The 15,542-nt window shown below is 59.2% G+C and carries 12 protein-coding genes; 5 read left to right on the forward strand and 7 right to left on the reverse strand.

Annotated elements, in window-relative coordinates:
- Position 1: 1 nt before the first annotated feature.
- On the forward strand, positions 2-997 hold the full coding sequence (locus tag ACJ8HT_RS01070; RefSeq protein WP_208523688.1) for an ABC transporter substrate-binding protein: 996 nt from the start codon (positions 2-4) through the stop codon (positions 995-997).
- Positions 998-1,031: 34 nt separating this feature from the next.
- On the opposite strand, the gene tyrP (ACJ8HT_RS01075) is transcribed toward ACJ8HT_RS01070, so the two are convergent.
- Both tyrP (ACJ8HT_RS01075) and tyrP (ACJ8HT_RS01080) read right to left on the reverse strand, forming a co-directional pair.
- The gene (gene tyrP, locus ACJ8HT_RS01075) at positions 1,032-2,240 is read right to left on the reverse strand and encodes a tyrosine transporter TyrP (protein ID WP_004935940.1); all 1,209 of its coding nucleotides are present in this window, start codon (positions 2,238-2,240) and stop codon (positions 1,032-1,034) included.
- A gap of 198 nt (positions 2,241-2,438) precedes the next feature.
- Complete coding sequence (tyrP, locus tag ACJ8HT_RS01080; RefSeq protein ID WP_197652410.1) at positions 2,439-3,647, reverse strand: tyrosine transporter TyrP; 1,209 nt, start codon at positions 3,645-3,647, stop codon at positions 2,439-2,441.
- A 242-nt stretch (positions 3,648-3,889) separates the two neighbouring features.
- Here tyrP (ACJ8HT_RS01080) and ACJ8HT_RS01085 point away from each other — a divergent pair, with 242 nt between their 5' ends.
- On the forward strand, positions 3,890-5,086 hold the full coding sequence (locus ACJ8HT_RS01085) for a nicotinamide mononucleotide deamidase-related protein YfaY (protein ID WP_194570960.1): 1,197 nt from the start codon (positions 3,890-3,892) through the stop codon (positions 5,084-5,086).
- A gap of 3 nt (positions 5,087-5,089) precedes the next feature.
- On the opposite strand, the gene ACJ8HT_RS01090 is transcribed toward ACJ8HT_RS01085, so the two are convergent.
- On the reverse strand, positions 5,090-6,298 hold the full coding sequence (locus ACJ8HT_RS01090) for an FAD-dependent oxidoreductase (RefSeq protein WP_244664515.1): 1,209 nt from the start codon (positions 6,296-6,298) through the stop codon (positions 5,090-5,092).
- A gap of 116 nt (positions 6,299-6,414) precedes the next feature.
- On the opposite strand from ACJ8HT_RS01090, the gene ACJ8HT_RS01095 reads away from it, so the two are divergent.
- Together ACJ8HT_RS01095 and ACJ8HT_RS01100 are read left to right on the forward strand one after the other, a co-directional pair.
- A complete protein-coding gene (locus ACJ8HT_RS01095; RefSeq protein WP_197652411.1) occupies positions 6,415-7,236 on the forward strand; it encodes an AraC family transcriptional regulator in 822 nt (273 codons plus the stop codon).
- 230 nt (positions 7,237-7,466) lie between these two features.
- Positions 7,467-7,619 carry a Hok/Gef family protein gene (locus ACJ8HT_RS01100; protein ID WP_194572921.1) on the forward strand — a complete coding sequence of 51 codons (153 nt, stop codon included), beginning with the start codon at positions 7,467-7,469 and terminating at the stop codon, positions 7,617-7,619.
- 59 nt (positions 7,620-7,678) lie between these two features.
- On the opposite strand, the gene yfaE is transcribed toward ACJ8HT_RS01100, so the two are convergent.
- The 4 genes from yfaE to ubiG form a co-directional block, all read right to left on the reverse strand.
- On the reverse strand, positions 7,679-7,939 hold the full coding sequence (gene yfaE / locus ACJ8HT_RS01105; RefSeq protein WP_033653779.1) for a class I ribonucleotide reductase maintenance protein YfaE: 261 nt from the start codon (positions 7,937-7,939) through the stop codon (positions 7,679-7,681).
- A gap of 3 nt (positions 7,940-7,942) precedes the next feature.
- On the reverse strand, positions 7,943-9,073 hold the full coding sequence (nrdB, locus tag ACJ8HT_RS01110; RefSeq protein WP_019453694.1) for a class Ia ribonucleoside-diphosphate reductase subunit beta: 1,131 nt from the start codon (positions 9,071-9,073) through the stop codon (positions 7,943-7,945).
- A gap of 67 nt (positions 9,074-9,140) precedes the next feature.
- Positions 9,141-11,429, reverse strand: a complete 2,289-nt coding sequence (nrdA, locus tag ACJ8HT_RS01115) for a class 1a ribonucleoside-diphosphate reductase subunit alpha (RefSeq protein WP_194572922.1) — start codon at positions 11,427-11,429, stop codon at positions 9,141-9,143.
- A gap of 439 nt (positions 11,430-11,868) precedes the next feature.
- Positions 11,869-12,594: a bifunctional 2-polyprenyl-6-hydroxyphenol methylase/3-demethylubiquinol 3-O-methyltransferase UbiG gene (gene ubiG, locus ACJ8HT_RS01120; protein WP_049200204.1), complete on the reverse strand. Its 726-nt coding sequence runs from the start codon at positions 12,592-12,594 to the stop codon at positions 11,869-11,871.
- Positions 12,595-12,806: 212 nt separating this feature from the next.
- On the opposite strand from ubiG, the gene gyrA reads away from it, so the two are divergent.
- The gene (gene gyrA, locus ACJ8HT_RS01125; protein WP_049200192.1) at positions 12,807-15,449 is read left to right on the forward strand and encodes a DNA topoisomerase (ATP-hydrolyzing) subunit A; all 2,643 of its coding nucleotides are present in this window, start codon (positions 12,807-12,809) and stop codon (positions 15,447-15,449) included.
- Positions 15,450-15,542 lie beyond the last annotated feature (93 nt).

Consider the following 15,542-nt stretch of genomic DNA (forward strand, 5'->3'; position numbering starts at 1 on the left):
CATGAGAATCGTATCGTTGCCTGCATGGGTGCTGTTGGTTGGCGTGTTGTTGCATGGCGGTTTGTGGGCCGCGCCGCCTGCTGGCGAGATGCGCATTGCCTCGCCGTGGCCTGCGCAAAACGCCATCATCGCGATGCTGGGCTATGGCGACAATATCGTCGGCACATCGAATGTCGCGAAACAGATCCCGCTGTTTCGCCAAAGCCTGCCGCGCATTGACGCCGTTCCGGTAGTGAGTGTGAATAGTGGGCAAGCGTTGAATCCGGAACAAATCATCGCGCTTGGCACTCGGCTGCTGTTTGTGCCTGACAGCATGAAAGTGCCGCAATTGGATTTACTCGAACGGGCTGGGGTGCGCGTATTGGCGTTTAAAGCCAATTCGATGGCGGCGCTGCGCGAGCGAGTGTTAAAAACGGGGGCCGCGCTGGGATCGGATGCACAGGAAAAAGCGTTGGCTTACGAGCGCTATTTTTCTCGTAATGTGGCGCGCGTCGCCGAGCGACTGAAGGATTTGCCGCCAGGACAGCGCATTCGCGTTTATCACAGCATGGGCAATCCGCTGACCACCTCAGGGCGACCGTCGCTTAACCAGGATTGGATGGATCTGGCCGGCGCCGCCAACGTGGCGGAAACGTGGTTTGGTCTGAAAAAAGAGGGGGCGGGCGAAGTGGCGCTGGAGCAGATCGTGGCCGCCAATCCGCAGGTGATCGTGGCGATGAACAGGCGCGATGCCGAAGAGATACGCGCCTCCGCGCAATGGCAGGGCATCGATGCCGTTTTGCGGCATCGGGTCGTGGTCAATCCCAAGGGGATGTTCTGGTGGTGTCGCGAGACCAGCGAAGAGGCGCTGCAGTTTTTATGGTTGGCGAAAACGCTGTACCCGGCGCGTTTTGCCGACATTGACATGCGGGAAGAGACGAGAGGTTTTTATCGGGACTTTTTCGGTCTGTCGCTCACAGCGGCGCAGATTGACGCTATTCTTAATCCACCCGCTTGAACGCATTCGGGGGCCGAAACGGCCCCCGAATACGTTATCCCACCGCCGGCAGCATGCCGCTGGCGATGCCCAGTTGAATGGCGATCACCGTCACCCCGCAGACAAACACCAACGCCAGCGCAGGCGTGCCGCCCCAGACGCGGTACTGCGCCTGATGTTTTTGGCGCGTTTTCCACACCAGCAGTGAAGGCAACAGCAGTGCCAGCACCGACAGGGCGATGGCGGCGAATCCCAACGCCAGCACGAAGCCGCGCGGGTAGAACAGCGCAAAGGCCAGCGGTGGCAGGAAGGTGATGGCGCCGGTTTGCAAGCGGCCACGCACGTTGTCTTGCCGTTTGAACAGGTCGGCCAGGAAATCGAACAGCCCGAGCGCCACGCCGAGGAACGAGGTCGCCAGCGCCAGATCGGCGAACAGGTGCACCGCCAGTTCAACGTGCGGCGAGGCCACTGCGTCGCGCACCGCCTGCAACAGGCCGTTCAGCCCGGCCTGCTGCGCCAGAATGCCGACGAAGGTATCGGAGCTGATGCTGCCCAGCGTCGCCAGCTGCCAGAAGATATAGGCGATCAGCGGGATCGCGCTGCCAATGATAAACACCCAGCGCAGTTTGCGAATGTTGCCGCCCATGTAGTTGACGATGCTCGGCACGCTGCCGTGGAAGCCGAAAGAGGTGAAAATAACCGGAATGGCCGACAGCGCCAGGCCCTGCTCCAGCGGCAGCGTCATCAGGTTGGTCTGGTGGATATTGGGCAACATCAGACCGAGCATCACCACCAGGAACACCACTTTGGCGCTGAACAGGATGCGGTTGAACAGGTCGACCGAGTGGGTGCCGATGCACACTACGCCGCCGGCCACCAGGGTGAACAGCAGTACGCCGAGCGACACCGGGAAGTCCTGCGACGTCCATTGGCTGATGCTGGTGGCGAGCAGTTCTCCGGCTCCGCTGATGTAGGCGGCGGTGAGGGCGTACATCAGGAACATCATGCTGAAGCTGGTCAGCCACTGGCCGCCGCCGCCGAGATAACGTTTGGCGAGCGTGCCCAAACCGGTGTCCGCTTGCTCATGCTGGTAGACTTCCACCAGCAGCAGCGCGGTGTAACACATCAACAGCCACAGCCCGACCAGTAAGGCCAGCGTGACGCCGAAGCCGACGCCGGCCGCCGCCAGCGGCATCGCCAGCATCCCGGCGCCAATGGTGGTGCCCGCCACGATAAAAACACTGCCAAGAGTGCGATTCTTCACGTTTTTTCTCTACCAGCCGAAAGATTTTGAAAATTATAGGTAACGATTTATGAGGATGGCAGGATAGTGGAAGCCCTAATTTGTGTCAAACCGGCGTTACGATGTGTGTTCATTTATGTTTACATAGGGATTGTGCTTTGGTCTAACTCTGAGGAAGTAAAAGCCCCGCCGGATTTTACCGCCGGGACATTCGTTAAATTATTTTACGGAAGGCAGGATACCGCCGGCGATACTCAACTGAATGACGATCATCGCCAATCCAAAGAGCAGCACGAGGGTTAACGCAGGTTTGCCGCCCCAAACGCGGTATGCTGCTTGGTGCTGCTGGCGCGTTTTCCATGCCAGTAGCGCTGGCAGCAGGAGTGCCTGTACCGATAGCGCAACGGCGGCGAATCCGAGTGCCAAGATAAAGCCACGTGGGTAGAACAAGGCGAATACCAGTGGCGGCAGAAAGGTGATAAGACCTGTCTGCAGCCGCCCTAGCGGAGTATTTTGCCGTTTGCACAGGTCAGCCAGAAAGTCGAACATCCCTAGCGTCACGCCGAGGAACGAGGTTGCCAGCGCCAGATCGGCGAACAGGTGCATTGCCAGGTCGATATGAGGTGATGCCACTACCTCTCGAACGGCCTGCAACAAACCGTTCAGACCGGCACGCTGTGCCAAAATACCGACGAAGGTGTCGGAACTGATGCTGCCCAATGTCGCCAGCTGCCACAGGACGTAGGTTATCAGTGGGATGGCGCTGCCGATGATAAACACCCAACGCAACTTGCGAGTATTACCTCCCATGTAGTTGACGATGCTCGGCACGCTGCCGTGGAAACCGAAAGAGGTAAAGACTACCGGAATGGCCGACAGCGCCAACCCCTGTGCCAACGGTAGCGTCATCAGGTTGGCCTGCTGGATATTCGGCAGCATCAGGCCGAGCATCACCGCTAGAAACACCACTTTGGCGGTGAACAGAATGCGGTTGAAAAAATCAACGGAGTGGGCGCCGATACATACGATGCCGCCGGCCACCAGCGTAAAAATTATCGCTCCTAAGGGCAGGGGAAAATCGATAGATGCCCACTGGCTGACGCTGGTCGCCAGCAGTTCGCCGGCGCCGCTGATATAGGCAGCGGTGAGCGAATATTTCAGGAATATCATGCTGAAGCTGGTGAGCCATTTCCCTCCGTTGCCGAGATATCGTTTGGCGAGTGTGCCCAGTCCGGTATCGGCTTGCACATGCTGATAGGCTTCAACGAGCAACAGTGCGGTGTAACACATCAATAGCCACAGTCCGACCAGCATCGCCAAGGTGATGCTGAAACCCACGCCGGCTGCTGCCAGCGGCATTGCCAGCATCCCGGCGCCAATGGTAGTACCCGCTACGATAAAAATGCTGCCAACAGTGCGATTCTTCATATTCACTTTCGCTCCATAAAAGTTTTGTCAGTGGCAAGTTGTTCCCTCAGAACGCGAAGCATAGCGATTTGTGTTTAATTGTATATACACGTGTTAATAAGTTGTTTTTATTTTGTTGCTTAACGATTCTTTTATTTGGCTGTGAATAAAGACAGACTGTCTTGATCTTTATCGATAATGTCTGGTGAAAAGTTACTGGCGGGCCTCTATAGTGAAATGATCTAAAAATGTGGGAGAGATCAATGTTAAGAGTGGAGATGCTCAGCACCGGTGATGAGGTGCTGCACGGGCAAATTATTGATACCAACGCCGCCTGGCTGGCGGACTACCTGTTCCAGCAGGGGGTACCGATGAGCGGGCGGGAAACGGTCGGGGACAGCCTCTCTGCGTTGATCGAGATCCTGCAGGAACGAAGCCATATTGCCGATGTGCTGATCGTCAACGGCGGCCTGGGGCCGACCAGCGACGATCTCAGCGCGCTGGCCGCTGCGAAAGCCTGTGGCGTAGAGCTGGTTGAACGGGACGACTGGCTGGCGCGCATGGAGGCCTATTTCGCCGAGCGCGGGCGGCCGATGGCCCCTTCCAACCGCAAGCAGGCGCAGATCCCGGCCAACGCGGAAATGCTGGATAACCCGGTAGGCACCGCCTGCGGCTTTGCGCTGCAGCTGAACAAATGCCAAATGTTCTTCACCCCCGGCGTACCGTCGGAATTCAAAGTGATGGTCGAACAGCAGATTGTGCCGCGCCTGCGCCAGCGCTTCACCTTGCCGGCGCCGCCGCTGTGCCTGCGCCTGACCACCTTCGGCACCTCCGAGAGCGATCTGGCCGCCGAGCTGGATGGCATGCCGCTGCCGCCGGAAGTGGTGTTGGGTTACCGCTCATCCAGCCCGATTATCGAGCTGAAGCTGACCGGGCCGGAAAGCCGGCGTGCGGAGATGGAGCAGGCCTGGCGGCGCGTGCGCGAGGTGGCGGGGGACAACTGCATCTTTGAAGGCACCGCCGGGTTGCCGGCGACGCTGACGCAGCGCCTGAATCAGCAAGGGCTGAAGCTGGCGTTGAGCGAGCAGTTCAGCGCCGGGTTGATCAATCTGCAGCTGCAGAGCGAAGGGGCGCCGCTGGCGGGGGGCGAGCTGCTGCCGGCGCACTGCATCGAAACGCTGGAAACGACGCTGGCGCGCGCCCGCTCACTGGCGGAATTGACCGGTGCGCCGTTGGCGTTGGCGGTCAGCGCCATGCGCGACGAGCAGGTGAGCATTGCGCTGCATACGCCGCGCGGCGGCATTGGCCAGACCGTGCGTTATCGTGCGTCGCGCCACGGCCTGCGGCTGCGGCAGGAGTCGGTGGCGATGTTGGCGCTGGATATGCTGCGCCGCTGGCTGAATGGGGGCCAGGCGTGCGGTAAAAACGCCTGGCTGGAGGTGGTGGAAATTATCGAGTGACGGTCATGGCGCCGAGTCGCCGGCGTCACGGTTTTGCTGCAGCCGTTCGGACGCCAGGCGTGAAAGGCGTATCGCCGCCGCGCCCCGCGTTTGCAGATCTGCACCATAGTCCTTAAGTGCCTGCGCGGCGCTGCCGGCCTGCGCCAGATGCGTCGCCAGGCTGGCGGCGTCCGCCAACGCGGTGTTGGCGCCGAGCCCGCCCGCCGGGCTCATGGCATGCACGGCGTCGCCGAGAAAGGCGATGTGTTCGCTGTGCCACACCGGCATCGCTTTCGTGACCTGCACCGCCCGAACGCTGAGTGACTGAGGGTCCGCCAGCGCTAACGCCGTTTGCAAGGCGGGGGCCCATCCCTGCGATATATGCCTTACGCGCGCCTGCAGCGCAGCGCTTCCCTCCGCCTGCGCCGGCCCGCCGAGCCGTTCAGCCGTTCCGATACAGGCCCAATAGAGATAGTCGTCGACCGGCGTGAGGGGGCAGTCCGGCGCATAGTCGGCTGCCAGCTGCGCCATGGGCGCCTGAAAGCGCATCGGTTCAATCACCAGCGACAAGCCGTCGGCGAAGACGACCGACACGCCGCCCAGCAATTCGGGGGCCAATTGGGCACGGGTCGCCGCATCGAGCGGCGTTTTGCCGTAGAGGGTGACCGCGCCGCTGTCTTCGGGCCCCGCCTTGGGCAGGCAGCGCCGCCGCACCAGCGAGTTGACGCCGTCGGCGGCGATCAGCACATCGACCCGCACATGCTCGCCGTTGGCGAACTGAAGCTCCACGCCCTGCGGCGTTTGTGCCAATTCATACAGGGTATAGCCGAAGCGCACCCGGTCTTGCAGACCGGTGAGCAGGATTTCGCGCAGCGTTTGCCGATGAATGCCGAGATCGCCGCTCAGTTCCTGCGCCTGCCACGGGCTGGAGGGCAGCCAGTGCTCGGGGCGTCGGGCGTTGAGCGGGGCAAGCTGCGGATCCCATAGATTGCTCTCGCCGCTGTTTTGCGCGCTGCTGGCGCAGAGCAACCGGTAATTCGCCGGCGGCAGACAGGCGGCCAGTGCCTGCTGGCCCGTCGGATCGATGCGCAGCCGGTAGCCCTGATCGCGCGCTTGCGGCGTGGTGTCACGTTCAAACACCGTGGCGTGGATGCCGAAGCGATGCAGTCCCTGAGCCAGACACAGGCCGCCGGGCCCGGCGCCGATAATGCCAATGCTGAGTGTTGTCATCATGTTCCCTCGTGAGTCAGTGGCCACAAACGGGAGCGGCCGGAAGCATTTCATTATGTCGGCGCAGGAAAAGGTTGATATAACGGTATCTGGACTAAAAATAGTGATAAGTGGCCAATATGAACGATAACCCTCACTTCGCCGATGCTGACTGCAGCGAATGGCGGGCGGGCCCCTGGTTGATCGCCCTTGGCGGCCGCGACGCGGCAGGCCGGGAGTATCGGTTGGGCACACGCGAATACGACTGGCATCAGCATGTGCGTGGGCAGCTGCTGTGCGTCGAAAGCGGTTTGCTGCATGTACGCACGGCGCACGGCGATTGGGTGCTGCCGCCGCAGCGGGCGGGGTGGATCCCGCCGGCGACGCAGCACCGGGTGCAGGTCTGCGGTGCGCTGAGCGGCTGGAGCTTGCTGCTGGCGCCGGAGGCCTGCAACGATCTGTCGAATGCACCCTGCGTCATCGGCATTAGTGCCGTGCTGCAGGCGCTGGCTCAGCGAGCAGAAGGCTGGGACAAGTGCAGCGCGCTCACCCTGGAGCAGGATCGCATAGCGCAGGTGATGCGGGACGAGATACGTCTGGCGCCAACGGAGCCGCTGCATTTGCCGATGTCGTCCCATCCGCGCCTGGCCGGCGTTCTGCAGGCCTTGCTGGCGCAGCCGGGGAGCGAGCGTTCGCTGGAAGCCTGGGCCGAATGGGGGGCGATGTCGCCGCGAACCCTGCGGCGGCTGATGATCGGCGAAACGGGGCTGAGTTTTGCCCAGTGGCGCCAGCAGGCTCGGTTGTCATATGCATTGGCGAAGCTGGCCGAAGGTGAAACGGTGTTGCAGATCGCGGAAACGCTGGGGTATGCCTCGCCGAGCAATTTTATCGCCATGTTTCGCAAAGCCTTTGGCGATTCTCCGGCGCGTTATTTTTCCGCATCGGCAGGAAAGGGGCGCTAAGCGAAATACTTTGAGGATAGTTATATATCCCTGATTAATCATAATATTATAGGGGATATTCGCGGCGAGGGAATGCTGTTACTCTTTTGGCGGGTGCTTGAGACTGTTCGTCTTGGGCATTGTGTGACAAGGCGGATAGATGAAAGCCCCAAACTGACTCTCAATCAGAATGGGGCTGCCCTAACGCCTAGACACCGTTATGGTAGCCCCTTCACAGCAAGGAGGCAAGCATGCGCTTAAAGCATGTGTTTCACTCGCTATCCGTTGTATGTATTACGGTTTTGTTATTTATCTGGATGATAAGAGACTCGCTGTGCGAGCTGAAAATCTACCAGGAAAATATCACTATCCTGATCAGGTTGGCGTGTGAGGTGAAGCGGTAATCATAGGGCGGGGGCAACCCCGCCTTCTGGTCTCCAGGCGCGGTTTCCGGCACCCGACTTTACATTTCCAGCTCGATATCCGTCAGCGGCATACAGCAGCAGGGCAGGATCTCGCCGGCGTTGATAAACGCCAGCGGCTGTTGGCGGTAGGCCACTTCGCCTTTCACCAGCTTTAGGCGGCAGGCGCCGCAATAGCCGGAGCGGCATTGGTACTCCACCTGCACGTCGTGCAGTTCCAGCACGTCGAGCAGGCAGTTTTCACTGTTGGGGCAGGAGAGCTGCGTGCCGGCGGCGCGCAGCGTTACGATTGGCGTCGCCATCGCTTACAGTTCGAAGTCGCTCAGGTCGTCGGCGTTGATCTCCGAGTCGATCTGGCCAACCAGATAGGAGCTCACTTCCACTTCCTGCGGCGCCACCTGTACGTTGTCGGACACCAACCAGGCGTTGATCCACGGGATCGGGTTGGAGCGGGTTTCGAACGGCAGACCGAGGCCGACCGCCTGCATGCGGATATTGGTGATGTACTCCACATACTGGCACAGGATGTCTTTGTTCAGGCCGATCATCGAGCCGTCGCGGAACAGGTATTCCGCCCACTCTTTTTCCTGCTGGGCGGCCAGCACGAACAGATCGTAGCACTGCTGCTGACATTCTTCGGCGATCTCTGCCATTTCCGGATCGTCGGCGCCGGAACGCATCAGGTTCAGCATGTGCTGGGTGCCGGTCAGGTGCAGCGCTTCGTCGCGGGCGATCAGCTTGATGATTTTGGCGTTGCCTTCCATCAGTTCGCGCTCGGCGAACGCGAAGGAGCAGGCAAAGCTGACGTAGAAGCGGATCGCTTCCAGCGCGTTCACGCTCATCAGGCACAGGTACAGCTGCTTCTTCAGCGCGCGCAGATTGACGGTGACGGTTTTACCGTTCACCTGGTGGGTGCCTTCACCCAACAGGTGATAGTAGCTGGTCATCTCGATCAGATCGTCGTAGTAGCCGGAGATGTCTTTCGCGCGCTTCTTGATCTCTTCGTTGGTGACGATATCGTCGAATACCAGCGCCGGATCGTTGACGATATTGCGGATGATGTGAGTGTAGGAACGGGAGTGGATGGTCTCGGAGAACGACCAGGTTTCCACCCAGGTTTCCAGCTCAGGGATCGAGATCAGCGGCAGCAGGGCGACGTTCGGGCTGCGGCCCTGGATGGAATCCAGCAGCGTCTGATACTTCAGGTTGCTGATGAAGATGTGCTTCTCGTGCTCCGGCAGCGCCTGGTAATCGATGCGGTCGCGGGAGACGTCAACCTCTTCCGGGCGCCAGAAGAAGGAGAGCTGTTTTTCGATCAGTTTTTCGAAGATTTCATGCTTTTGCTGGTCGAAACGCGCAACGTTTACCGACTGGCCGAAGAACATCGGCTCTTGCAGCTGGTCGTTTTTGGTCTGAGAAAAAGTGGTGTAAGCCATAAGCCTGAATCCATCGTAACGTGGCTAAATGAAGGGGCCGGAAAATTCCGGCCCGCTAGGTCAAACTTTAGATCTTGCAGGCGCCGCTTTCGCAGTCGTCATCGCCGGCCTTGGCAGGCTGCAAATCTTCCTGGGCGTCTTCCGCACCGTCGCGGGTGTTTTGGTAGTACAGCGTTTTCACACCGAACTTGTAGGTGGTGAGCAGGTCTTTCAACAGTTGCTTCATCGGCACCTTGCCGCCCGGGAAGCGGGTCGGATCGTAGTTGGTGTTGGCCGAGATCGACTGGTCGATGAATTTCTGCATCAGCCCTACCAGCTGCAGATAACCGTCGTTGCTTGGCATTTCCCACAGCAGCTCGTAGTTGTCTTTCAGACGCTCATACTCCGGCACCACCTGGCGCAGGATGCCGTCTTTCGACGCCTTGATGCTGATGTGGCCGCGCGGCGGCTCGATGCCGTTGGTGGCGTTGGAAATCTGCGAAGAGGTTTCCGACGGCATCAGGGCGGACAGCGTTGAGTTGCGCAGGCCGGTTTCCTGGATCTCTTTACGCAGGGTTTCCCAGTCGTAGTGCAGCGGCTCGTTGCAGACAGCATCCAGGTCTTTCTTGTAAGTGTCGATCGGCAGGATACCCTGCGAATAAGTGGTCTCTTTGAACCACGGACAAGCGCCTTGTTCCTGAGCCAGACGGTTGGAGGCTTTCAGCAGGTAGTACTGAATGGCTTCGAACGTTTTGTGCGTCAGGTTGTTGGCGCTGCCGTCGGAATAACGCACGCCGTTCTTCGCCAGGTAATAAGCGAAGTTGATGACGCCGATACCCAGGGTGCGGCGGCCCATCGCGCCACGGTGCGCGGCCTTGATCGGATAATCCTGATAATCCAGCAGGGCGTCGAGCGAGCGCACCGCCAGGGTTGCCAATTCTTCCAGATCGTCCAGGCTGTCAATCGCGCCGAGGTTGAAGGCGGACAGGGTGCACAGCGCAATTTCGCCGTTTTCGTCGTTGACGTCTTCCAGCGGCTTGGTCGGCAGTGCGATTTCCAGGCACAGGTTGGACTGACGCACCGGCGCGATCTGCGGATCGAACGGGCTGTGGGTATTGCAGTGGTCAACGTTCTGGATGTAGATGCGGCCGGTAGAGGCGCGCTCTTGCATCATCAGCGAGAACAGCTCAACCGCTTTCACGCGCTTCTGGCGAATGCTGTCGTCTTTCTCATACTGGGTATACAGACGCTCGAATTCGTCCTGATCGGCGAAGAACGCGTCATACAGCCCCGGCACGTCGGACGGGCTGAACAGGGTGATGTCTTCGCCCTTGATCAGACGCTGGTACATCAGGCGGTTCAGCTGCACGCCGTAGTCCATGTGACGCACGCGGTTGCCTTCAACGCCGCGGTTGTTTTTCAACACCAGCAGGCTTTCCACTTCCAGGTGCCACATCGGGTAGAACAGCGTTGCTGCGCCACCGCGCACGCCGCCCTGCGAGCAGGATTTGACGGCGGTCTGGAAGTGCTTGTAGAACGGGATGCAGCCGGTATGGAAGGCTTCACCGCCACGGATCGGGCTACCCAGCGCGCGAATGCGGCCGGCGTTGATGCCGATGCCGGCGCGTTGCGAAACGTATTTCACAATGGCGCTGGAGGTGGCGTTGATGGAGTCCAGGCTGTCGCCGCACTCGATCAGCACGCAGGAGCTGAACTGGCGGGTTGGGGTGCGCACGCCGGACATGATCGGCGTAGGCAGCGAAATCTTGAAGGTGGAAATCGCGTCGTAGAAACGTTTGACGTAGTCCAGACGGGTTTCACGCGGGTAGTTGGAGAACAGGCACGCGGACACCAGCATGTACAGGAACTGGGCGCTTTCGTAGATCTCGCCGCTGACGCGGTTCTGCACCAGATACTTGCCTTCCAGCTGCTTGACGGCGGCATAGGAGAAGTTCATGTCGCGCCAGTGATCGATAAAGGCGTCCATCTGCTCGAACTCTTCAGCGCTGTAGTCTTCCAGCAGATGCTTATCGTATTTGCCCATCTCGACCATGCGAATGACGTGGGCGTGCAGCTTCGGCGGCTCGAACTGACCATAAGCCTTTTTGCGCAGGTGGAAGATCGCCAGGCGAGCGGCCAGGTACTGATAGTCCGGCGCATCGCGGGAGATCAGATCGGCTGCGGCTTTGATGATGGTTTCATGAATGTCGGCGGTTTTGATGCCATCATAAAACTGAATATGTGAACGCAACTCTACTTGAGAAACCGAGACGTTGTGTAATCCTTCTGCGGCCCAATCGATGACCCGGTGGATTTTGTCGAGGTTGATGCGCTCTTTACGGCCATCGCGTTTAGTTACAAGCAGACTTTGGTTCATGTGGTGTTTTACCTGTCCGTATGGTTCCCCTAAGCAGAAAGTGTAGTCGCTCTGCTCAGTATGTAAACACTATATATAGGGGGTGTATGTCGGTGAGGTAACAAGATAGTGAGAAAATAAGGCGTTTGCAAGTGAACAAAACCGGCCTAATTTGTGGATAACTTGGGGGTGAAATGTAACTTGCCGCGCGAAGCGCGCGCCGTGACTGGCGCGACCTGGTTGTCAATAAGCGCGATCAGATTTTACTGAAAAACTAAAAAAACCGATCGTTTGACGCTTTATTAAACGTTAGAAAAAAACGGCATATTGATCTGATTTAATATTCTAAAAAACTGTTTACAACGGCTATTTTGATCGAAGTCGCGGAAATTAGGTATTTTTCCGAATGCCCCGTTGGCGCCGCCCCTCGGTAATGCAGGGCCGGCGCGGTTTACAACGCTTAGCCTTCGTGCTGGGTGTGCACCATGTAGTTCACGTCAACGTTGCGTCCAAGCTTGAAATGATCGGTGATCGGGTTGTAATGCAGGCCGATCATGTGCTTTTCGCGCAGCGGCGTGCCGTCGACCCAGCCGATCAGTTCGGAAGGGCGAATAAATTTCTTATGATCGTGGGTGCCCTGCGGCACCATCTTCAGCACGTACTCTGCGCCGATCACCGCCATCAGCCAGGCTTTGGTGTTGCGGTTGATGGTGGAGAAGAACACGTGGCCGCCCGGTTTCACCAGCTGAGCGCAGGCGCGCACCACCGAGGCCGGATCCGGCACGTGCTCCAGCATCTCCATGCAGGTGACCACGTCGTAGCGCTGCGGATTGGCCTGAGCGTGGCTTTCCACCGTCTCCTGCACGTAAGTGACGTTCACGCCGCTTTCCAGCGCGTGCAGCCGCGCGACCTGCAGCGGCTCCGCGCCCATGTCCAGGCCGGTGACCTTGGCGCCTTCGCGCGCCATGCTTTCCGCCAGAATGCCGCCGCCGCAGCCCACGTCGAGAACCTGCTGGTCAAAAATGCCGCCGGCGCGTTGCATGATGTAGTTCAGGCGCAGCGGGTTGATGCGGTGCAGCGGTTTGAACTCGCCTTCCAGATCCCACCAGCGAGAGGCGACGGCCTCGAACTTGGCGATTTCCTGGTGGTCAACGTTTTGCACTCGGCTGGATGATTCTGCGTTCATGGGCTTGTCTGGCTCCTTGTTCTCGTTGCGCGGATTATACATGTTCCGGCACGGCATCGTCTGTGCCGATGCGTTTTTAGCGCACTTATCTGCACAATTTCCGTGAAACAGCGGCGGTTATTTTCCCGTAAAGCGTGCTTTGTGATATAGTTTTACACCTTTGCCACTATGGCAGCGGGCAGATGAATCATTAGTAGAGGGATAGCAGCTCCATGAGCGACCTTGCCAGAGAAATCACACCGGTAAACATCGAAGACGAGTTGAAAAACTCGTATCTGGACTATGCGATGTCCGTTATTGTCGGACGTGCGCTGCCAGATGTTCGTGATGGACTGAAGCCGGTTCACCGCCGCGTTCTGTACGCGATGAGCGTACTGGGTAACGACTGGAATAAACCATACAAGAAATCGGCCCGTGTCGTCGGGGACGTGATCGGTAAATATCACCCGCACGGTGACAGCGCGGTTTACGACACTATCGTGCGTATGGCTCAGCCGTTTTCACTGCGCTACATGCTGGTGGACGGTCAGGGTAACTTCGGCTCCGTCGACGGCGACTCCGCTGCGGCGATGCGTTATACCGAAGTGCGCATGTCCAAGATTGCTCACGAACTGTTGGCGGATCTGGAAAAAGAAACCGTCGACTTCGTGCCTAACTATGATGGCACCGAGCAGATCCCGGCCGTCATGCCGACCAAGATCCCGAACTTGCTGGTCAACGGCGCATCGGGCATCGCCGTGGGTATGGCTACCAATATTCCGCCGCACAACCTGACAGAAGTCGTCAACGGCTGCCTGGCCTATATCGACGATGAAAACATCAGCATCGAAGGGCTGATGGAACACATCCCGGGGCCGGACTTCCCGACGGCGGCGATCATCAACGGCCGCCGCGGCATTGAAGAGGCCTACCGCACCGGGCGCGGTAAAATCTACCTGCGCGCGCGCGCGGAAGTGGAAGCCGACGCCAAGACCGGCCGCGAAACCATCGTTGTTCACGAGATCCCGTATCAGGTGAACAAGGCGCGTCTGATAGAGAAGATCGCCGAACTGGTGAAAGAAAAGCGCGTGGAAGGCATCAGCGCGCTGCGCGACGAGTCCGATAAAGACGGCATGCGCATCGTGATCGAAGTCAAACGCGACGCGGTCGGCGAAGTGGTGCTGAACAACCTGTATGCGCTGACGCAACTGCAGGTTACCTTCGGCATCAACATGGTCGCGCTGCATCAGGGCCAGCCTAAGCTGCTGAACCTGAAAGACATCCTCGAAGCTTTCGTGCGCCACCGCCGCGAAGTGGTTACCCGCCGCACCATCTTCGAACTGCGCAAGGCCCGCGACCGCGCCCATATCCTGGAAGCGCTGGCCATCGCGCTGGCCAACATCGATCCGATCATCGAGCTGATTCGCCGTGCGCCGACCCCGGCCGAAGCGAAAGTCGCGCTGGTGGCGCAGCCGTGGGATCTCGGCAACGTCAGCGCCATGTTGGAGCGCGCCGGTGACGACGCCGCCCGCCCTGAGTGGCTGGAGCCGGAGTTTGGCATTCGCGACGGCAAATACTACCTGACTGAGCAGCAGGCTCAGGCGATTCTGGATCTGCGCCTGCAGAAACTGACCGGCCTGGAGCACGAGAAGCTGCTGGACGAATATAAAGAACTGCTCAACTTTATCGCTGAGCTGATCTTTATTCTGGAAAGCCCAGAGCGCCTGATGGAAGTGATCCGCGAAGAGCTGGTGGCAGTCAAAGAGCTGTACAACGACGGCCGCCGCACCGAGATCACCGCCAATACTTCTGACATCAACATCGAAGACCTGATCAATCAGGAAGACGTGGTGGTGACCCTGTCTCACCAGGGCTACGTGAAGTATCAGCCGCTGTCCGACTATGAAGCTCAACGCCGCGGCGGCAAAGGCAAGTCTGCGGCGCGTATTAAAGAAGAAGACTTTATCGATCGCCTGCTGGTGGCCAACACCCACGATACGATCCTGTGCTTCTCCAGCCGTGGCCGCCTGTATTGGATGAAGGTGTACCAACTGCCTGAAGCCAGCCGCGGCGCGCGCGGTCGCCCAATCGTCAACCTGCTGCCGCTGGAAGCCGATGAGCGCATCACCGCCATTCTGCCGGTGCGCGAGTATGAAGAAGGGCGCCACGTGTTCATGGCCACCGCCAGCGGTACCGTGAAGAAAACTGCGCTGACCGAGTTCAGCCGTCCACGCAGCGCCGGCATCATCGCCGTCAACCTCAACGAGGGTGACGAGCTGATCGGCGTCGATCTGACCGACGGCAGCAACGAAGTGATGCTGTTCTCCGCCAACGGCAAAGTGGTGCGCTTCCCGGAAACGCAGGTGCGTTCGATGGGCCGTACCGCAACCGGCGTGCGCGGCATCAACCTTGGTGAAGGCGACAGCGTGATCTCGCTGATCGTGCCGCGCGGCGAAGGCGACATCCTGACCGTGACGCAAAACGGCTTCGGTAAACGCACCGCTGTGACCGAGTATCCAACCAAGTCACGCGCCACCCAGGGGGTTATCTCCATCAAGGTGAGCGAGCGTAACGGCCAGGTGGTCGGCGCCGTACAGGTGGAAACCAGCGACCAGATCATGATGATCACCGATGCCGGCACGCTGGTGCGTACCCGCGTTTCGGAAGTCAGCGTGGTGGGCCGTAACACCCAGGGCGTGACGCTGATCCGCACGGCGGAAGACGAAAACGTCGTCGGTCTGCAGCGCGTGGCCGAGCCGGTGGAAGACGAAGAGCTGGATAGCCTGGAACCGGGCGCGGAAGCGGTGGAAGAAGACACCACGCCGCTGGACGATGGCGACGACGCGGCTGAGCCGATGGACGACGACAACGTTTAAAGCAAGGTGATGGCGTCGGCATGCCGACACCGTAATGCACTGAGACAAAAGGGCCTGGCAGCGATGCTAGGCCCTTTTTCAGTTATATGGTTT

The sequence above is a fragment of the Serratia sp. CY44782 genome, assembly GCF_052168715.1.
GTDB classification, from domain to species: Bacteria; Pseudomonadota; Gammaproteobacteria; order Enterobacterales; family Enterobacteriaceae; genus Serratia; species Serratia nevei.